We start from the raw sequence: 20,082 nt of genomic DNA on the forward strand, positions 1-20,082 counted from the left end.
CCGGCCGGCCGGGCCCGGCGTTCGCCGCCGGCCGGGCCCGGGGTTCGCCGCCGGGCTGGCGCGCCGCGAGGCCGGCTCCGGGCGTTCCGCCCGCGCCGGCCCTGGTGGTTCCCGCACCGGGCGGCGGCCCGCGGCGGCCCTGGTGCTCCCCGCGCCCGGCCCGCACGGCGACGGCCGGGTCGACCACGCGGGGTGCGTGGCCGCCCGGCCGTCGGTGGTCGGCCCGGTGGGCGCCGGGCCGACCCGGTCAGCCCTTGCCGACCTCGCAGAACCGGCCGCCGTGGAACAGCAGGGCGTCGCTGCTCTCCCCACGGCCGGTGGCGAGCACCGAGCCGAGGAAGATGGAGTGGTCGCCGCCGTCGTACACCGCCGCCAGCTTGCACTCCACCCAGGCCAGGTTCCCGGCCACGATCGGCGCGCCGGTGTGCGGGCCCGGCTCGCACCGCACCGTCTCGAACTCCCGCTCGTCGCGGGGCCTGCTGGAGCTGGCGAAGTACCGCGCCAGCCCCTCCTGGTCGGCGGCCAGGATGGACACCGCGAAGGTGCCCTGGGCCAGGACGGTGTCGTGCATGACGGCGTTGCGCTTCACGCACACCAGGACCATCGCCGGGTCCAGCGACACCGAGGTGAACGCGTTCGCGGTCATGCCGTGCGGCAGGTCCCGGCCCGACGTCACCACCGTCACGCCGGTGGCGAACATCCCCATCACCGTCCGCAGCTCGGCGTGGTTGGCCGCGGCGGGCACCGTCGCCGGTCCGGCGGTCGGTCGCTGGTCCGCTCTGGTCACGGCTCAGCCCTCCCCGACGCCTTCGAGCACCTTCCGGCCACCAGCCGTGGGGGCCACCGCGTAGCGCGACAGGGCCGCGCGCAGCGTGTCCGGCACCCGGGTCGGCCGGGTGTCGGTGTTCGGGCCGCGCATGCACGCGATCCGCTGCCGGCCCCGGGCCACCAGCTCCTCGAAGCCGTCACGCAGCCGCACGTAGTCGAACGCGAAGCCGATCTGGGTCTGGGTGAGGTCCTCCAGCCGCATCCGGATCGACAACTCGTCGAACGCGGTGATCTCGGTGAAGAACTCGCACTCGCACTTGAGCGTGAACAGCTTCAGGTCGTCGCGGATGTCCGCCAGGACCTCCGGCGCCTGGTCCCGCAGGAACATCTCCCGGCACCGGCCCTGCCAGCGCATGTAGTTGACGTAGTAGACGTTCCCGACGAGGTTGGTCTCCTCGAAACCCACCAGGTGCCGGTACTCGTAGTACGACTCCATCTCACCTGCCTCCTTCCGCCAGCATCGTGAACACCACCGGGTCGGCGATGTCGTTGAGCGCGGTGACGAAGGTGGCGACCCGCGCCGCCCCCGACCGCAGGGCGACCCAGCCGGCCGTTCCGTTCGGCTCGGCCACCAGGTCGACCCGGGCGTGGCCGTTCTTGCGCAGGCACTCGACCGCGCCCCAGACCCGGGTGGCGGCGACCGACAGGTCCTCGCCCTGCTCCCGGGCCAGCAGCGTGGCCAGGGCGACGCCGTCCGGGCCGATCAGGCCCTCCCACTCCGCCGCGGCACGGGCCGTGGCCAGCTCCACGTCGCAGCCCACCGCCGCCGAGGCGCCGGCGACGGCGAAGGTGACCCCGGCGCCGTGCGAGGCGGAGACCCGGACGTCCCCGTCGACCTCCGGCTTGCCGTCCGGTCGGTAGCGCACCGTCGTCTCCGTGCCCAGCGCCCAGCTCACCGCCCGGGCGGTCTGCCGGCGTCGGGCCGGCTTACCGGTGGCGTCCGGGTCGTCGGGCCGTACGACGCAGCGCAGCTCGTCGGGCAGGAACGCCCCGGCCCGCCGCTCCAGGTACGGGCCGACCAGCGCCGGCAGCCACGGCCCGGTGCCGTCCTGCTTGCGTACGGCGTGCAGGCGCAGCCCCACCCACCGCTCGACGAGGTTGCCGTCGGCGTCGCAGACGTCCACGTCGTAGTGGTAGGTGTCGCCCTGGCGCAGCCGCTCCACCGCGTGGATGGTGACGGTGTCCAGGGTGGCGGCGACCTTCGGGTCGGCCAGGTGCAGCCGCTCGATCGCCCCCGGCAGCAGGGTCGCGTCCGGGACACAGCACTGCAACGCGTGCATCACCGTGTCCCGGGTGCCCGGGTCGCCGAGCACCAGGTCGCCGGGGCGGTACCGGGCGAACCACGCGTCGACCGGCCGGTTGGACACCCGCGCCGTGCAACTCGTCGCCGCCAGGTCCAGGTAGCCCTGGAGGCGCTGGAACCGCCGTCCCTGGAACAGCACCGGGCCGTACAGGTCGCGGGCCGGGTCGATCGGCAACAGCCGCGCCGCGGCGGTCCCCGGCCGGGCCTCGACCCGCAGCGGCTGGTCCCAGCGCAGCCGGGCCCGGAAGTGGTCGGCCTGGAAGTTGGTGTCGCTGCTGCGCACCACCGCCTCGACCGCGCCGTCGGCCGCCGCGAGCACCGCGATCCGGATCGTGTTGCTGCCCGAGGGCGGCACCACGATCGGGCGCAGCAGCTCGACGTCCTCCAGCACCGGCGCCTCGGTGCGCCCGGTGAGTGCCGCCGCCGCCTGCGCCATCGCCTCCATGCCCAGCACGGCGGGGAAGAGTAGGTCCCCGTCGAGCAGGTGGTCGGGCAGGTAGAGGTCGTCGTCGGCGGTCAGGTCGGCGTCCACGACCAGCTCCACGCCCGGGTAGTGCACCTGCGGCCGGTCGACGAAGCGCAGCAGCGGCAGCTCGCGCCGCTCCAGCGTGACCGTCGACAGGCCGTCGGCGCGGCCCATCACCACCAGCGCCTGCGGCGCGGACGGGCTGGCCAGCACCTCCTTCAGCGTGGCGATGCCGGCCTCCACCGGGATCGGCGCGATGCCGTCGCGGGTGAGGGCCTCCAGCACCCCGAGCCGCTCGCCCATGCCGGCGCCGGACCACACCGACCACTCCAGCGCCAGGCACCGGATGTGCGGGTAGTCCTCGCCGACCCGGCGGGTCAGGTCGGTCATCCAGTCGTTGGCCGTGGCGTAGTGCGCCTCGCCGCGCAGCCCCGCCCGGCCGATGATGCTGCCGAAGGTGACCAGCAGCCGCAGCGTGTGCGGGTCGGTCGCGGCGAGCACGGCCTCCAGCCCGTCGATCTTCGGCGCGAGGGTCCGCCGGAACGTCGCCTCGTCCAGGTTGGCCACCGCGGTCGGCTCGTTGCGGCCGGCGCCGTGCAGCACGCCGGTGACCGGGCCGAGTACCCGCTCGATGTCGTTGACGGCCGCCTTCACCTCGTCCAGGGCGGTGATGTCCGCCCGGGCGTAGTGGAAGCGCACCCCGGCGGCGGTGAGCCGGTCGAGGTTGGCCGCCAGTTCCGCGTCGGCCGCCGGGTCAGAGCGGCCGATCAGGCCGACCGCCGTCTGGGTGTCCCGTCCCAGCGCCAGGGCGCACTCGGCGGTGATGCCCTTGCCGCCGCCGGTGACCAGGAGCACGTCCTCCACCCCGAGCCCGGGCCCGCCGTTGGGCGGCAGGGTCGCCGGCCGCAGCACCGGCACGTGCCGGTTGCCGTCGGCGTCGTAGTGCACCTCGCTGAACCCGGCGGTGGCCGCCACGTCGGCGACGATCCGCGCCACCGTGGCCGCGACGTCCTCGGCGGACGGCTCGTCGGCCAGCGGCAGGCTGACCACCGTGGTGGTGATCTCCGGGTGTTCCTGGTGCAGCGTCTTGGCCAGGCCGGCCGCGGTGCGCCGGTCGCCGAGCGCCACGAACCGGACGGCGCCGCCCTGCGACAGGGCGGCCCGGGCGGCCCGCAACATCACCGGGATGTGCTCGGGCTGACAGTCACGCGGCAGGCACAGCAGCACCCCGCCGCCGACCCGGGCCTGTTGCAGCGCCGTGCGCAGCGGCTCGGCGAGCGGGCTGTGCCCGGCGGTGAACGCCTGCCAGCCGCCGTCGACCGGAGCGCCGGCCCGCGGCCCGACCTCGGTGGGCACCAGGTCCACCGCGAACGCCCGTACCCACGGTGCCACGCCGGCGATCGACTGCTCCGGCTCGTCCGCGCCGTTGCCGCCGCCGGCCTCGTCGAGGATCTGCGCGATCTCCGCCACCGTGGCGGTGGCGTAGCTGGAGGTCAGCGTCGGGGCGGCCACGTTGAGTTCCCGGGCGGCCTGGTTGACGATCTGCCCGACGGTGATCGAGCTGAGGTGCAGCTCGTCCAGCGGCCGGCTGTCGGGCCGCACCGCCTCCAGCGGCAGCTCCGCCCGCTCGGCGGCGAGCCGGCGCAGCAACTCCAGGCTGTCGACCGTCGCGCCGGGCCCGGAGACCGCGACCGACCCGCCGGCCGGCGCCGCGACGGCGGTCGGCTCGGCCCCGGTACGGGCCACCGCGAAGTCCCCGGCCGGCGCCGACTCGGCGGGGCTGGCGAAGAACCGCAGCGGCCGGCCCGGCTCCAGCGCCCGGGTGAACCGGTCCTGGAACAGCGCCGAGTGGTTCACCGGCGCGCCCGCCGCGTACGCCGCGCCGACCGCGCTGAGCAGGCCCGCCAGCGACAGGCTGTCGGTCTCCAGCGAGATCGTCGGCACCTCCGGGGCGATGTCCGCGGCCAGGCCGCGCAGCACCCGACCCGGACCGACCTCCAGCAGCAGGTCGGCGTCGTCGGCCAGGCGGCGCACCGCCTGGGTGAACCGCACCGGGTCCAGCACCTGCCGGCGCAGCAGGTCGGGAACGTCGGTGTCGGCCGGCAGCACGTCCCCGGTGACCGTGGAGACCATCGCGCCGGACAGCGGCGCGAAGGACAGGCCGCCCAGGTGCTCGGCGAACGCGACCGCGGCCGGGGCGACGGCCTCGGAGTGGAAGGCGTGCGACACCGCGATCCGGGTCCAGAACAGCCCGGCCCGCTCGGCCAGCGCGCCGACCTGCTCCACCGCCGCGACCGGGCCGGAGACCACGGTCTGCTGCGGGCTGTTGTAGCCGGCGATGACCACCGGCGTGCCGGCCAGCAGCGGCTCCACCACCTCGGGGGCGGCGGAGATGCTGGCCATGGTGCCGTCGCCGGAGCTGGCGTCGGCCATGATCCGGCCACGGGCGCCGGCGGTCGCGATCAGCGTCGCCTCGTCCATGGCGCCGGCCCAGTGCAGCGCGGTCAGCTCACCGAGGCTGTGCCCGGCGGCCCCGGTCGCCCGCACCCCGAGCATCGACAGCGCCCGCAGGCCGGCGACCGACGCGGTCACGATCCGCGGCTGCGCCACCGCCGTGGCCACCAGGTCCGCGCCGGGCGGCGGCTGGTGGGCCTGGTACAGGGCGTCGACCTCCTCGAACCGGCGGCGCAGCGCGCCGCCGTCGGCCCGTCGGCCCGCGCCCTGGCCGGGGAACAGGAACCCGATCCGCGGGGCGGAACCCGCCGCGCCGAGGAACACGCCACCGGCCGCGTCGATCACCCGCTGCTCGCCGGCGTCGACCAGCTCGACCAGCCGCTCCAGGCGCTGCCGCGCCTGCTCGGGCGAGGCGACGACCACCGCCGCCCGCACCGGCCGGTCGGCCAGCTTCCCGGCCAGGGCCGCGGCCAGGTCGCCCAGTTCGGCGTACGACAGCCGACCGACCCACGGCGCCAGGTCCGACAGCCGCGAGCCCAGTTCCTCCGGGGTACGCGCGTCGAACATCAGCAGCTCGGTGTCCTGCCGCGAGCGCACCAGCGCGGTCGTGGACGCCCCGATCCGGGTGCGCCGACCGTTCTCCGCGCTCTCGACCACCACGTGGGCGTTGATGCCGCCGAAGCCCATCGAGGACACCGCCGCCCGGACCGGCTTGTCGGCCGGCCACAGCTCCGCCGTCGCGGGCACCCGAACGGCGGGCTGCTCCGCCTCGAGCACCGGGTGCGGGTCGACGTGCCCGGTGGCCGGCGGGATGACCTGCTGGCGTACCGCGAGGATCGCCTTGAGCAGCCCGGCGACCCCGGCGGCGGCCTTGGTGTGACCGAAGTTGCCCTTCACGGTGCTGATCGCGGCGGGCGCGCCCGCCGGGTCGGCCTCCTGCCGGGCCTCGGTGAACGCCGTCAGCTCGGTGGCGTCGCCGACGGCGGTGCCGGTGCCGTGGCCCTCCAGGTAGGCGACCGAGTCGATGCCGAAGCCGGCCCGCTCGTACGCCCGGCGGATGGCCAGCCGGTGCCCGCTGGCCTCGGGCCGGGTGATGCCGCCCTTGCCGTCGGACGAGTAGCCCCAGCCGGCGATGACGGCGTGCCGGCGCAGCCCGCGCGCCACGGCGTCCTCGTCGCGCATCAGCACCAGCATGCCGCAGCCCTCGCCCGGCCAGAACCCGTTGGAGTTGCGGTCGTACACCCGCATCTCCCCGGTGGCCAGGGCCCCGGTCTTGGCGAAGCCGATCACCTCGAACGGGTCGATGCTCAGGTCCACCCCGCCGGCCACGGCGGCGTCGAGGTCGCCGTTGGCCAGGGCGGTGCAGGCGGTGGCGACCGAGAGCAGCGACGACGAGCAGGCGCCGTCGACGGTGTAGCCGCCGCCCTTGAAGTCGAAGTGGTTGCACACCCGGCCGGCGATGGTGTTGGCCAGGCCGCCGGCCAGGGTGTCCTCGTCGATCGGCGGGAACGGCGCCTTGTAGCGTGGCTCCAGCTCGTCGAGGAAGGTGCCGACCTCGGCGTCGTCCCAGCCCTGCTCGCGCAGTGCCGCCCCGACCGTGCGGCGCACGTAGGGCCAGCGCAGCCGCAGCAGGTTGGCGCGGCTGAACTCGCCGGTGAGGGTGTTGCCGATGATCACCCCGGTGGTGGCCAGCGGCAGCCCCTCGCCGTCGGCGAAGCCGGCGTCCTCCAGCGCCCGGGCGACCGTGTCCAGGGCCAGCCAGTGCGTCATGTCGGTGGACCGGAAGGTGCTGCCGGCGATCTTGTACCGGACCCGGTCGAACTCGAAGCCCTCGATCACCGCGGCCTTGGCCGAGTAGAACCGGTCGGGCGCGGCCGGGTCGGGGGAGTAGTAGTCCTCCGAGTTCATCCGCTCGTCGGGCAGCCGGCGGAAGGCCCGGCGGCCGGTGAGCACGTTCTCCCAGAGCTGGTTGGGATTCTCGGCGTCGGGATACCGGCAGGCGATCCCGACGACCGCGATGTGTTCGCTCATTTGTGGTCCTCGCTTCGTCCGTCGACCGCCCGGACGGGGTCGACGTGGTTGGCCGGCGCGGCGCGCCCGCTCGCGCGGCGCGTACCGTCCCACCGGTTCACGCGATGCTCCTGGGGGTGCCGAGGGTGAGCCGGGCGGGCGCCGCGGCCCGCTCCCGGGACTTCTTGCGCAGGTGCGCCACCCACCAGCCCAGTCCGCGGATGCCGCAGACCACGACCACCGCGAAGAAGAGGGTGTAGACGACGTTGAACAGCATCAGCACGCCGTAGACCATGGCCACCGACGAGCCGAACATGAACTGGTTCATCGGCTTGGCCGGGGTGGTCCCCGGGTCGGTGATCATGTAGTTGGTGAACAGCACGAACGCCACACCGGTCATCACGCCGAGCGCGGAGAACAGCGCGACGTCCCAGATCCAGTGCCGGATGAACGCCTGGATGGCGAAGCCGCCGAGCCAGCCCACGATCAGCGGCACCTTGCGGGTCAGCAGCGCGTTGATCACGGTGCCGGCGGTGACGATGATGATCGGGATCATCACCCGGAAGTAGGTGTTGGCGTTCTCCGTGAACTCGTACGGCGGGGCGATGGAGATCCAGGAGCCGAAGCAGACCAGCGCCATGGTGATGCCGAAGTTCGACGGGTTCATGTAGTGCCGCATCCGGCCGTAGACCGGGGCCTGCAGGACGTACTTGCCGGTGACGCCGACGATCACGGCGAACGCGATCGGCAGGAACATGTCGTTGGCGTACAGGAGCATGTTGCAGGCCAGCGCGGTGATGTGCGAGGGCAGCAGGAACTCGTACACCCGGCGGCCGCCGCCGCCGAGGAACCGCGGGGCCTCCTTCTTGGCCCAGGCCCGGATCAGCTCGAAGGAGATCTCGGCGGCGTAACCGGTGAGCACCGCGAAGATGGGCCACAGCCACGGCTGCTCGAAGCCGAGCAGGGTGTAGCCGAAGATGTTGAAGACGCTGATGGAGAGGGCGAAGTTGCGCAGGGCCAGGTAGCGGCGGTCCGGCTCCGGCTTGGCCGGCGCGGGGACGACGGGGGCCGCGGGCGCGGTGTTGATGCTGGGGGGCGGGGCGATCGTGGTCATCGGTTCGGAACCTCCTCGACGCGGTCGGTCAGCACGAGGGTGTGCGTGCCGGCGGTGAGCTGCTGGCTGGTGCTGTGCTGCTGGCCGTTGATGTCGCGCCAGCGCAGGTCGACGGTGACCGGGCCGCTGCTGTCCCCGAGGCCGAAGTGGACCTCGAAGCTCCGCTTGCCGGCGTGTCCGCTGCCGCCGTCGAGCTGGGAGATCTGCTTGCGGCCGTCCGGCGTGGTCACCGTGACGGTGGCGCCGTACGCCGGGGTGCAGAGCATCTGGCCCGCCGGGGCGCCGACCGCCGGCCGGTACAGCCGCAGGTTCAGGAAGTTGCCCTTGCTGGGCGCGTCGTTGGTGTAGAACGCCGGCGGGCCCCACTGCCGGGCCACCGCGAGGTCCAGCGCCCCGGTGCCCCGGGTGTCCGCGGTGGCGACGCCGCGGGTGGGGATCGGCACGTCCAGGCCGATCTCCTTGGTGATGTTGGCGAACTCGCCGCTGGCCGTGCGGGCGAAGAACGCCAGCGGCTGGCTGCCGGCGATGTCGTCACCGGGCTGCAGGTTCGGCCACATGGCCGGGTTGGACAGCAGGTCGTCGTTCATCATGGCCATCTCCTGCAGCCACGGCCACCGGTCGATCTTGCCCTTGACGAAGCCGAGCGACTGGACGACCTCCAGGTCGCCGCTGTTGAGGAAGTCGCCGAACTTGACGTCCCAGCCCCAGCCGCTCCAGGCCATGCCCAGCGGCCGGGCCTCCTGGGTGAACGGTGCGACGCCCTTGCCCAGCTTGGCGAGCATGTCGCGCTCGTCGCGGGCCTTGTTGATCCAGACGAAGTTGCTCTCCTCCAGGCCCCAGGCCGTGGTGATGTTGGAGACCATCATGTCGAAGTTGCCGTTGCGGTCCAGGTCGCCGAAGTCGATGCCCATGCCCTTGAACGAGCCGTTGCCGAGCACGAACGACTTGGGCGTGGTGGGGGTGCGCTCCCCGATCGCCGCCTTGAACTTGATCCGGCCGGGGGCGGAGATGTTGTGCAGCAGGTGGTTGTGGCCGAAGTCGTTGGCGACATAGACGTCCGGCAACCCCCGCCCGGTCAGGTCGGCCGCCCCCAGGCCCAGCGTCCAGCCGGTGGACTTCTTGAACGGGACCGCCCCGCGCTCGGCCACGAAGTTCACCGACGGGTTGTCGCCGCTGGTCGCCGAGTGCCAACGCAGCACATGCAGGCCGCCGCCGTTGGTGGCGCTGGACAGGGTGTCGTTCATCTCGACGTTGTCCTGGCCCCGGGTGTTGAGCACGTCGGACTCGGGGAAGTAGTTGCCGATGACCACGTCCGGCTTGCCGTCGCCGTCGAGGTCGCTGACCAGGGAGGCGTTGGTGTGCCACTTGGGCCCGTGGTAACGGCCGTCCGGCGAGCTCTGCGGCAGCAGCTCCTGGCGCTGGTACGTGGCGTTGGACACCGTCGTGGCGTCAGCCTTACGCAGGAACAGGATCGGCACCCGGCCCCAGTAGGTGACCATCAGGTCCATCCGGCCGTCGAGGTTGTAGTCGCCCGGGACGCAGGCCATCGGCGCCATGGTGTCGTCGATCGGCAGCGGCGCCGCGTCGAGGGTGAACGGCGCGAACTGGTCCTCCTTCGGCGCCGTGGGCGCGTAGGTGACCACCACGTGGTTGGTGCGCACGTCCACGAAGCACAGGCTGTTGGCCCGGCCGTGGTCGGTGAGGTCGTTGAGCGCGATGCTCGCGCCGACGGACGAGATCCAGGCCCGGATCTTGTAGTACGACGGGTTGACGTCCCGGATCGTTCTCTTGGGTAGCTGGTCGTAGCCGTCCGGATAGGCGATGGGCTGCTCGGTGAAGCGGTATCGTGTGGCGGCCTGCTCGGCACCGGCGACGGACACGCGGCTGTCGATGATGAAAAACAGCGAGGCCGCGAGTAGAATCGCGACTATTCCGGGACTGAGCGAGCGTGCGCGTTGACCCAGCACGGTAAGGTCTCCTTACGACGGAGCCATCGGCTTCTGCCAAAGCCGATGGCGTGAACAGGGCAGACGGCGGCACCGCGGCGGTGTTCCACGGGCGGTGCCGTGGGCGGTGCGCGGTAAGGGATGGGGGAGTGTCGCCTGATGGGGCGAGTTTCGCCGGCGCGTCGGGCCGGGCCGGCGGTGAGCGGTTGTCCGGCCGTTTCGCCGACGTGGCGAATGTGATTCCTGGCGTGCCTGGTTTCCTCCTGCGACGGGCGGGGAAAGCGGATTAGGGCGGTCGGATCCGGCCCAGGTTCATCGTGCGACGGTGGCCCCGGACTGCGCTTCTTTCACATTGCTCCCGAGGTTTTCGCAGGATGGCGACGGTTTAGTTCACGTTTAGCGGACGATTTGACGCATCGAATCCATTTAGGTCAATCTCGCCGTGTTGACCCGCTGTGTCCGGCCGGCGGGCCGAAGACGGCAATATGGCGACTATCTGCCGACCGCGCGATGGCTAGCGTGGGTGGCGGCGCCGCCCGAGGCGCCGCCCGGGCGCGCCGCTCAGGGATCACCCCCGCCCGGGACCCGGGAAGAGAGGAAGCCGCCGTGTCTGTCGAGGGATTCTGGAAGGTGGCCGTGGCCACCCCGTTCGGCGTCCGCCGCACCGAGCTGGAGCTGTTCAGCAAGGACGGTGTCCTGCAGGGCATCTCCCGTGGTGAGAAGGAGACGCTCACCCTGAACGACCTCCAGCTGGAGGGCAACCGGTTGTCGTGGTACCAGTCCATCAAGAGGCCGATGCGGATGGACCTGGTCTTCGACGTGACGGTCGACGGCGACGAGATGACCGGCACCGCCCGCGGCGGCCCGATGCCGGCCGCGAAGGTCAGCGGCCACCGCGAGCCGGCCACCCAGCCCGCCTGAGTCGCCGCCCGCGCCGGCCGTCCGCCCCCGGGTCCGTCCCGCGGGGGCGGTCGGCCGCCGGGTGGGACTGCCGCCCGGCCGCCGGGTGGGACCGCCGCCCGGGCGTCGCGCCTCGGCCCTTCGGCTCCGCGCTTCAACCCGGATATGTATTGACTTAAGTGCATTTATCATCAATGGTCTTGGGTACTCGACGCGGGAGCACCCATGACCGAACTGCCACAAGGCATCGAGCACCACCGTTACCTGATCATCGGCGCAGGTCCGGCCGGCCTACAGCTGAGCTACTACCTCCAGCAGGCCGGCAGCGACTACCTGACGCTGGAACGCGCGACCAGCCCCGGCGAGTTCTTCCGCCGGTTTCCCCGGCACCGCCGGCTGATCTCCCTGAACAAGGTGCACACGACGAGCACCGACCCGGAGATCCGGCTGCGGTGGGACTGGAACTCGCTGCTGCACGAGCCGGCCGACCTGCCGTTCTCCGACTACAGCCGCGAGTACTTCCCCTCCGCCGACGACCTCGTCCGCTACCTCGGCGACTTCGCCCGGCACCACCGGCTGGCCATCCGCTACGACACCACGGTCGAACGGGTCGAGAAGACCGAAGACGGCTTCCTCGTGCACGCCGGCGACCGGCTGCTGCACGCCGACTGTGTCGTGGTTGCCGCCGGCTGGGGTCCCCCGAACGTCCCCGACGTGCGGGGCATCGAGCACGCCGTCGGCTACGAGGACATGAGCACCGACCCGGCCGACTACGCCGGCCAGCGGGTGCTCATCCTCGGCAAGGGCAACTCCGCCTTCGAGACCGCCTCGGCGATCCTCGGGCACGCCGCCATGGTCCACCTGGCCAGTCCGCGCCCCATGCGGCTGGCCTGGAACACCAAGCACCCCGGCGACGTGCGGGGCCACCACGGCGCGGTCATGGACAGCTACCAGTTCAAGACCCTGCACTCGGTGCTCGACTGCGTCATCGACGAGATCCGCCCGGTCGGCGACCGGTACGAGGTGCACCTCACCTACACCCACGCCGACGGCGAGACGGCCGTCATGGAGTACGAGACCGTGCTGCGCTGCACCGGCTTCGCCATGGACACCTCGGTCTTCGCCGAGAACTGCCGCCCCGCCATGGTGCCCAGCGGGCGGCTGCCCGTCACCCGGCACGACTGGCAGTCGGTCGACGTCGACGGGCTCTACTTCGCCGGCACCCTCGCCCAGGACCGCGACTTCAAGAAGGCGTCGTCGGCCTTCATCGACGGGTTCCGCTACAACCTGCGCACGCTCACCGCCCTGCTGCGCGAGCGGTACGAGGGCGCGCCGCTGTTGCACGAGAAGGTGGAGGCGGACGCCGAGGCGCTCACCGGGGTGGTGCTGGACCGGGTCAACTGGAGCTCGGCGCTGTGGACCCAGTTCGAGTTCCTCTGCGACGTCCTCGTCGTCGACCCCGGTGCCGGCGGGGTCCGCCACTACCAGGACCTGCCCGAGGACCACGCGGTGCAACGGTTCGGCGGCGAGAGCCACTACTACACGTTCTCGCTGCGCTGGGGTCGCGACGCGTACGCCGACGTGTTCGCCATCGAGCGGCACCCGCAGCCGGACCGGGCCGCCGAGAGCGCCTTCATCCACCCGGTGGTGCGCCGGTACCGGGGCGGGGAACTGGTCGAGGAGCTGCACCTGCTGGAGGACCTGCTGGCCGAGTGGCGCCGGCCGGACCGGCACGTGCAGCCCCTGCTCGACTTCTTCACCGCGGACCTGGGACGGTGACGCCTACCGGCGGACCATGACCTCCGACAGCGGCTTGCGGGTCAGCTCCGGGACGGTGACCCCCTCGGCCGGGTAGCCGACCGGCATCACCACACAGGCGCGCTCCTCGGCCGGGCGCTCGCAGATCTCGTTGAGGAACCGCATCGGGCTGGGGGTGTGGGTGAGCGTGGCCAGCCCGGACAGGTGCAGGGCGGTGATCAGCACGCCGACGGCGATGCCGACGGACTCCTTGACGTAGTAGGGCTTCGGGGTGTGCGGGCCCTGGTGGACCTCGAACACGACGATGACCACGGGGGCGGTCTCCAGGAACGGCTTCTGCCAGTCGGTGCCCATCGGGGCCACCGCCTCCAGCCACTCGTCCGAGGCGCGCCGGCTGTAGAACTCGATCTCCTCGGCCTCGGCGGCCTCCCGCAGCCGGCGCCTGCGCTCGGCGTCGGTGACCACCACGAAGCGCCAGGGTTGCAGGTTGGCGCCGCTGGGCGCGGTCGCGGCGGCCCGCACGGCCTCCTCGACGACGTCCAGCGGCACCGGTTCGGCCGAGAACTGCCGCACCGACCGGCGGGCCGACATCCGGTCGGCGAACGCCCGGGCGGTGCGGTTCATCAGCGTGGGTTCCAGCCGGTCCAGGTGGAACGGGGTGGTCGTGATCTGGTTCACGGAGAGCCTCCATCGGCAGGTCGGGGGCTTCTCCAGCATCACCCACGCCGCCCGCCGCTGGTTGCGCGGAATTGCCCAGATCGGCCGGCCGGGTCAGCCCGCCGTCTGCTCCGCGAGGTGGTCGACGACGTCGGCGAGCGTCCCGCCCCGGCGGGCGACCGACCGCTGGCGCCGCGCCCCGGTGCCCTCGGCTCCCAGCCGCTCCAGCCACCCCGCGACGAGGTCGTGCTCGCCGTGGGCGCGCAGCACCGGCTCCACCATGTCCAGCAGGTCGCGGGCCAGCGCCGCCGCGGGCCGCAGCCGGCCCGTGCGCGGGTCCAGGCCCGCGCCGTCCAGGCCGTCGCGCGCCGCCCGCCAGTAGGCCACCCGCAGCAGTTCGCCGGCGACGTCCGGGGCCGGCTCGCCGGCGTCCACCGCCGCTGACAGGTGCACCACCAGCGCCCGCACCAGCGCCGCGTACCGCGCCGACTCCTCGGCGGTGACGGCGGAGTCGGCGACCCGGACCTCCAGGGTCGGGTGCCGCTCCGAGGGGCGGAGGTCCCAGAAGATGGTGGCCCGGTCGACGAGGGCGCCGGTGTCCAGCAGCCGCTGCACCACCTCGTCGTAGTGCTCCGCCGAGTCGAACACCGGCGGCGGGCCGGCCACCGGCCACCGCCCCCAGACGGTGGTGCGCCAGCTCGCGTACCCGGAGTCGCGGTTGTCCCAGTACGGCGAGTTCGCCGTGAGGGTGAGCAGCAGCGGCAGGTACGGCCGCAGGTGGTTGCCGACCAGCACCGCCTGCTGCCGGCTCGGCATCTCCACGTGCACGTGCAGCGCGCACAGTGCCAGCTCGTCGTGCAGGCCCCGGTACGTCTCGGTGCCCCTGCTCTGGCGCGGGCCGACGGTCATCGGCGGCGGCACCACCCCGGCGACGGGGGCCGTGCCGGTGGCCACCACCCGCAGCCCGGCCGACCGCGCGCAGTCGGCGACGACCTTGCGGGCCTCGGCGAGCTGGGCGGCCAGCTCGCCGACCGTGCCGCAGGCGTCGGTGCGGGTCTCCAGTTGCAGGGTGGTGATCTCCCCGGAGACCCGCTCCCCGAGCAGCGCGGACGCCGCCCCGACGACCTCGGCGGCCCGGGGTGCCGGGGCCCGGGTGGCGGCGTCGACGACCAGGAACTCCTCCTCCACGCCGAAGCGTGGCGGGGACGTGGGCTGGCGCGTGGTGAGGGTCATGGGGCGGTCGTCCTCCCGCTCGCTGCGCCGGCGGCCACGAACGTGGACCCGCCGGCGGATGGGCAGCGGCGCGGGGACCGGGCGGCGCGCCGACTAGACGCACCATTATGGACGGTGTATCGGCCAGTCGGGAGCAGCGACGCGCGTCAGAGGCGCGCGGGAACGCCCCGGCCCGCGGCGACGGGGTCCCGGCGCGGCTGGGTGAGCACGCCGGCGACCGTCGCGGCGAGCAGGGCGGCGCGGTCGGACAACTGGGTGACGTCCACCCACTCGCTGCGGGCGTGCGACCCCCCGCCCACCCCGCCCAGGCCGTCCAGGGTGGCCACCCCCAGCGACCCGGTGAAGTTCGCGTCGGACGCCCCGGCGGCGTGCGCGGCCTCCAGCGGCGGCAGGCCCAGCATCCGGCCCGCCCGCTGGGCGATCCGCAGCAGCGGCAGCGCCACCGCCTCCTGCAACGGGTACCGGTTGATCCCGCCGCCCACCACGAGCGCGGCCTCGGCCAGCCGGGGGGTCAGCGCGTGGATCAGCCGGTCCACCCGGTCGAGCTCCTCCCGGGTCCAGGCGCGCACGTCGACGCAGAACGTCGCCGACTCGGGCACCTGGTTGCTGATGGTGCCCGCACTGAGCACGGTCGGCGTGACGCTGGTGCCCTCGGCGGCGAACGCCCGTACCGCCAGGACCTGGTGGGCCAGCTCCACGGCCGCGTTCACCCCCCGGTGCGGCTCCACGCCCGCGTGCGCGGCCCGGCCGCGTACGGTGATCTCGTACCTCGAACCGCCCTTGCGGGCGACCTTGAGCGCGCCCGTCTCCGTGGACGGCTCGCCCACCAGCACCGCCCGCGACCGCCGGGCCTGCTGTTCGATCAGCGGCCGGGACGTCGGCGACCCGCTCTCCTCGTCGCAGGTCAGCAGCACGCCCACCCGGGAGGTGTCGGGCAGCAGCGACAGGGCGGTGACCAACTGCACGATGCCGGACTTCATGTCGCACACCCCGGGGCCGGTGGCGATGCCGTCGGCGAGCGCGAACGGCCAGTCCCGCGTGGTCCCCGCCGGCCACACCGTGTCGTAGTGCCCGAGCAGCAGCACCCGCTGGTCGTCGGCCGGCCAGAGCAGGTGCGGCAGCCCGTCGCGCACCACCCGCACGGCGGGCCGGCCCAGCACCGGGCTGATCCAGCTCTCCAACAGGTCGGCGCAGGCGTGCAGCTGCCGCACCACCCCGGGTGGGGACTCCTGGTGCACGAGCTGACGGAGTCGGTCCACCATGGTCCCGGCCTGTGCCCGGGCTCCCTGCCGTATGTCCACTGTGTCGACCATGGGGCCGATCGTGGCAGCGCCCCGTACACAGCGGCAATACGCTTCCGTGCCCTGCTCGTCGCCCTCCGTGTCGACCCAGGTGTCGGCCTCGGGGACGGCACGCTGGGAGAGATCGGGGTCCGCGCCGCCGGGCGGGAGAGGGCACGCTGGAAGAAGCGCACGGGTCGCCCGGCCGGCACCATCCGCAGCAGGACCGCGTAGCCGCCGGCCGCGGCCTGTCACGCCGAGGAGAGTCACGTGGCACACATCGATCTGGGCCTGGACGAGGCGGAGTACCCGGGGATCACGGGGCTCATGCGCTACCGGCCGGAGACCGCCGTCGCGCTCAACGCCCTGGCCGAGGCGCTGCTGCACGCGCCGCACCCGACCCTCACGGCCGGGGAGCGGGAGCTGATCGCGGCGTACGTCTCCGGGCTCAACGACTGCAACTTCTGCTGCTCGTCGCACTCGGCGTTCGCCGCCGCCCAGCTCGACGGCGGCATGCCGCTGGTGCGGCAGGTCCGGGCCGACCCGGACACGGCCGAGGTCTCCGCGAAGGTGCGCGGCCTGCTGCGGATCGCCGCCGCGGTCCAGGCCAGCGGCCGGAAGGTGAGCCCCGAACTGGTCGACGCGGCCCGCGCCGAGGGCGCGACCGACCTGGAGATCCACGACACGGTGCTGATCGCCGCCGCGTTCTGCATGTTCAACCGGTACGTCGACGGGCTCGGCACCCGGCTGCCCGAGGATCCGGTCGCCTACGAGGAGACCGCACAGCGGATCATGGCCAACGGGTACGCCTGAGCGGCGCGGGCGCCGGCGGGCGCAGGGACGTGTCCGCCGGCACGACGCCGGGCTACCGCGCGTTGTACGGCATGGTGGGGAACCAGCCGTAGTCGAACATCGCGGGCAGCCGCACGTCCCAGTAGACGACCATGAACACGCCCAGCGCGATCAGCAGCGCCCCGGTCACCGCGGCGGTGCGGGCGGGGCTGCCGGACAGCCACTGGATGAACCGGCCCCGGGTGGCCACGATGATCAGCGCGAACAGCGCGGCGACGATGACGATGTTGCCCAGCGACTGGAGCACGAACGCGCCCGCGCCGTAGAGCGGGTTGCCGGTGTCCACCGCCCAGTGGAACAGCTTGTTGAACAGCGGGTACGGCCGGCCGATGAGGAACCCGCCGACCAACGCGCCGAGCACCACGACCCGGGCGACCGGGCGGTGCGCGAACGGGTCCGGCAGCGTGCCGAGCGCGGCCAGCCCGAGGTAGACGAAGGCGAGCCCGATCACGCCGAAGACCACCATCGACTGGACCAGGCGCACCGGCAGCCCGCCCACGGTGTCGGTGGACAGTTGCGGGAGCCGGTCGCCGAGCAGCACGCCGACGAAGCCGTACGTCGCGGAGACCGCCACCATCCCGACGGTGAGCCAGCCGACCGGCCGCAGCAGGCCGCGCAGCCCGGCCCGGGTGGCCCCGCCGCCGGCCTGGCTCATCGGGCCGACCGCGGCGGCCATCGCGATGTTGCACGCCGTGAAGGTGCCGGCCAGGCCGGAGACGAACGCGAACACCAGGCCGGCGACGGTGCCGCCGATGGCGGTGGCCTTCGCGTCGTGGCCCAGCAGGGTGTTGGCGACGTTGTCGCCGATCACGTGGTCGACGAACTCGTACGACCACAGCACCGCGAGCAGGACCCCGGCCGCGACGCCGCCCAGGACGATCCGCCCGCGCGCCCGCGGGTGGGTGTACGCGGCGACATGGATCGCGCGCCCTCTTCCGGTGACAGTCATGGATGGATTGTGGGGACCGATCCGCCCGTTGGCTTCTTCCGGATTGCCGAATTCGCGCGGACAGGACGGCAACCTCGAACAAGTGTCCACCTCCCCTGATCGTCCATGGTGGACGTATGTCGGTCACCCCGAACCAGTGGCGCCGCGTCCGAACCTCCGTGCCCGTCGTCCTGGGGCGGCTGCTCGACCTCGTCGAGGACGCCCCGCCCGACCGGGCCGCCACCGCGCACTGGACGGTGGCGGACACCATGGCCCACCTGTGCGGCGTGGCCGCGATGGGCCTGGCCCTCGTCCGGGGCACCCCGCCCGACCTGCCGGTGCCCGGCCTGCTCGACCTGCGCCGCCGCACCACCGTCGACACCGTCTCGGTGATGAACGCCGAGGTGCTGCGGCACTTCTCCGAGCGGCGGCTGCCGGTGCTGGCCGACCGGCTGCGCGCCGACGTGGAGGAGGTGCTGCGGGCGGCCGGGGACGCCGGGCCGGAGCACGAGGTGTCCTGGCTGGGCGGTGCCCGGCTGCCGGTCACCGGGCTGCTGGCCCACCTGCTCAACGAGCTGAACATCCACTCCTGGGACATCGCCCGGGCGGTCGGGAGGCGCTGGGTCATCGACCCCGCCGATGCCGCGCTCTTCGTCGACCTGTTCATGATCGGCATGACCCGGCGCGGGTACGGCCGGCTGCTGGACCGCGACGGCCCGGCGCACCCGGGGCGGATCTCGGTGAACTTCCGGCACCGTTTCGGCCCCGAGGTCACCCTGGCCCTGGTCGAGGGGCGGGTGACGGTGGGCACGCCGGAGCCGCGCCCGGACGTCCGGCTCTCCTTCGACCCGGCCACCTTCACGCTGATGCTGTTCGGCCGGGTGCACCGGGTGCGCGCGGTGCTCGCCCGCAAGGTGTCCGTCGGCGGGCGGCGGCCCTGGCTGTTGCCCGTGTTCCTGCGGACCATGCGGCTGCCGTCCTGACCGGACCCGTCGGCCGTTATCGACCGCTGCGCGGCACCGGCGCAATACAGAAGAAGTCCGACGCCGTGGCCGGTGCGACGGTGGGTGCACACGGTTCACGGACCGGAAAGCCTTAAGGAGGCAATGGTGACTGTCACCGAAACCCCCACGCGCGAGGAGATCCTCAGCCGCGTCGCCAAAGCCGAGCCGGTGCTTCGGGAGCACGTGGCGTGGTCGGAGGAGAACCGTCGCCTGCACGAGGCGACGGTCGAGGCGATGGCCGAGGCGGGCATCTTCCGGATGCGGGTGCCCAAGCGGTACGGCGGCTACGAGTGCGACGGCGCCACCCTGGTCGAGGTCGGCACGGCGCTGGGCCGCATCGACGGCTCCGCGGCCTGGGTGGCCATGGTCAACTGGATCCCCACCTACCTGGTCTGCATGTTCCCGGACGAGGTGCAGGACGAGGTGTTCGCGACCCCGGACGTGCGGGTCTGCGGCACCAACGCCCCCAAGGGCACGATGGTCCCGGTCGAGGGCGGCTACCTCCTCAACGGCCGCTGGCCGTTCGTCAGCGGCGCGCACCACGCGCACTGGATGGAGGCCGCGGCCGTGATCCTGCGCGACGGCGCCGAGCCGGAGCCGGTCATGACCATGGTCCCGATGTCGGACATGGAGTTGGTCGACGACTGGCACACCACCGGGCTGCGCGGCTCCGGCAGCATCACCACGGTGGCCACCGACGTCTTCCTCCCGGCCGAGCGGGTGATCCCGCTGGAGGCCGCGCTCGGCCCGAGGACGCTGTCCGTCACCAACCGGAACATCCCGATCTACTCCACCCCGGCCACCCTGGTCGCCGCCGTCTCCGGCGTCGGCATGCTCGCCGGACTGGCCAAGGCGGCCTGGGACAGCTTCTTCGACCGGCTGCCCGACCGGAAGATCATCTACACCGACTACCCGAGCCAGGCCGAGGCCCCGCTGACCCACCTGCGGGTCGGCTCCGCGGCCCACAAGATCGACCAGGCGGTGTTCCACGCCCGGCGTATCGCCGAGGTCGTCGACCACAAGGCGTTCAGCGGCGAGGCGTGGACCATCGAGGAGCGGGTCCGGGTGCGCGCCGACCAGGGCGAGGCGGCCCGGCTGGCCCGGGAGGTCGCCGAGATCTTCCAGATGGCCAGCGGTGGCACCTCCATCTACAACGACGTGCCGATCCAGCGCATCGTGCGGGACCTGACCTCGGCCGCCCTGCACGGCCTCGTCGTCCCCGACGTCAACACCGAGCTGTACGGCCGGGTGCTGTGCGGGCTGGAACCGAACACCCTCTACATGTGACGCGCCGCGCCGCGACGGCCCTTCCACCGCCACCGGTGGGAGGGCCGTCGGCCACGCCGGAC

At 73.1% G+C, this 20,082-nt stretch carries 14 protein-coding genes; 5 read left to right on the forward strand and 9 right to left on the reverse strand.

Annotated elements, in window-relative coordinates; genetic code table 11:
- Window positions 1–247 precede the first annotated feature (247 nt).
- The 5 genes from C5N14_RS28850 to C5N14_RS28870 all read right to left on the reverse strand — a co-directional run bounded on the left by C5N14_RS28850 (window position 248) and on the right by C5N14_RS28870 (window position 10,142).
- Window positions 248–706, reverse strand: coding sequence for a flavin reductase family protein (locus tag C5N14_RS28850; RefSeq protein WP_207892912.1), 459 nt, complete (start codon window positions 704–706; stop codon window positions 248–250).
- A gap of 84 nt (window positions 707–790) precedes the next feature.
- Window positions 791–1,264 carry a thioesterase family protein gene (locus C5N14_RS28855; RefSeq protein WP_117672668.1) on the reverse strand — a complete coding sequence of 158 codons (474 nt, stop codon included), beginning with the start codon at window positions 1,262–1,264 and terminating at the stop codon, window positions 791–793.
- Between the two features lies 1 nt (window position 1,265).
- Entirely contained in the window at window positions 1,266–7,082 is a 5,817-nt protein-coding gene (locus C5N14_RS28860; RefSeq protein ID WP_117672670.1) for a type I polyketide synthase, read from the reverse strand.
- A 97-nt stretch (window positions 7,083–7,179) separates the two neighbouring features.
- Window positions 7,180–8,175 carry an enediyne biosynthesis protein gene (locus tag C5N14_RS28865; protein ID WP_117672672.1) on the reverse strand — a complete coding sequence of 332 codons (996 nt, stop codon included), beginning with the start codon at window positions 8,173–8,175 and terminating at the stop codon, window positions 7,180–7,182.
- Entirely contained in the window at window positions 8,172–10,142 is a 1,971-nt protein-coding gene (locus tag C5N14_RS28870; protein WP_117672674.1) for a CRTAC1 family protein, read from the reverse strand. The genes C5N14_RS28865 and C5N14_RS28870 overlap by 4 nt, the downstream gene beginning before the upstream one ends.
- 585 nt (window positions 10,143–10,727) lie before the next feature.
- Between C5N14_RS28870 and C5N14_RS28875 the strand changes: the two genes are divergently transcribed.
- On the forward strand, window positions 10,728–11,042 hold the full coding sequence (locus C5N14_RS28875) for a hypothetical protein (protein ID WP_117672676.1): 315 nt from the start codon (window positions 10,728–10,730) through the stop codon (window positions 11,040–11,042).
- Window positions 11,043–11,246: 204 nt separating this feature from the next.
- Entirely contained in the window at window positions 11,247–12,800 is a 1,554-nt protein-coding gene (locus C5N14_RS28880) for an NAD(P)-binding domain-containing protein (protein WP_117672677.1), read from the forward strand.
- A 3-nt stretch (window positions 12,801–12,803) separates the two neighbouring features.
- Here the strand turns inward: C5N14_RS28880 and C5N14_RS28885 are convergent, their stop codons facing one another.
- From C5N14_RS28885 to C5N14_RS28895, 3 genes are all read right to left on the reverse strand, one after another.
- Window positions 12,804–13,403 carry a nitroreductase family protein gene (locus tag C5N14_RS28885; RefSeq protein ID WP_207892913.1) on the reverse strand — a complete coding sequence of 200 codons (600 nt, stop codon included), beginning with the start codon at window positions 13,401–13,403 and terminating at the stop codon, window positions 12,804–12,806.
- 147 nt (window positions 13,404–13,550) lie between these two features.
- Window positions 13,551–14,669, reverse strand: a complete 1,119-nt coding sequence (locus C5N14_RS28890; RefSeq protein ID WP_117672679.1) for a glutamate--cysteine ligase — start codon at window positions 14,667–14,669, stop codon at window positions 13,551–13,553.
- Window positions 14,670–14,815: 146 nt separating this feature from the next.
- Window positions 14,816–15,982, reverse strand: coding sequence for a M20/M25/M40 family metallo-hydrolase (locus C5N14_RS28895; RefSeq protein ID WP_117672681.1), 1,167 nt, complete (start codon window positions 15,980–15,982; stop codon window positions 14,816–14,818).
- 237 nt (window positions 15,983–16,219) lie between these two features.
- On the opposite strand from C5N14_RS28895, the gene C5N14_RS28900 reads away from it, so the two are divergent.
- The gene (locus tag C5N14_RS28900; protein WP_117672683.1) at window positions 16,220–16,762 is read left to right on the forward strand and encodes a carboxymuconolactone decarboxylase family protein; all 543 of its coding nucleotides are present in this window, start codon (window positions 16,220–16,222) and stop codon (window positions 16,760–16,762) included.
- Between the two features lie 52 nt (window positions 16,763–16,814).
- Here the strand turns inward: C5N14_RS28900 and C5N14_RS28905 are convergent, their stop codons facing one another.
- A complete protein-coding gene (locus C5N14_RS28905; RefSeq protein WP_117672685.1) occupies window positions 16,815–17,750 on the reverse strand; it encodes a hypothetical protein in 936 nt (311 codons plus the stop codon).
- Between the two features lie 116 nt (window positions 17,751–17,866).
- Between C5N14_RS28905 and C5N14_RS28910 the strand changes: the two genes are divergently transcribed.
- Window positions 17,867–18,712 carry a maleylpyruvate isomerase family mycothiol-dependent enzyme gene (locus C5N14_RS28910; RefSeq protein ID WP_117672687.1) on the forward strand — a complete coding sequence of 282 codons (846 nt, stop codon included), beginning with the start codon at window positions 17,867–17,869 and terminating at the stop codon, window positions 18,710–18,712.
- A 123-nt stretch (window positions 18,713–18,835) separates the two neighbouring features.
- Window positions 18,836–20,020, forward strand: coding sequence for an acyl-CoA dehydrogenase family protein (locus C5N14_RS28915; protein ID WP_207892909.1), 1,185 nt, complete (start codon window positions 18,836–18,838; stop codon window positions 20,018–20,020).
- Window positions 20,021–20,082 lie beyond the last annotated feature (62 nt).

Source organism: Micromonospora sp. MW-13, assembly GCF_003434305.1.
Taxonomy (GTDB): domain Bacteria; phylum Actinomycetota; class Actinomycetes; order Mycobacteriales; family Micromonosporaceae; genus Micromonospora.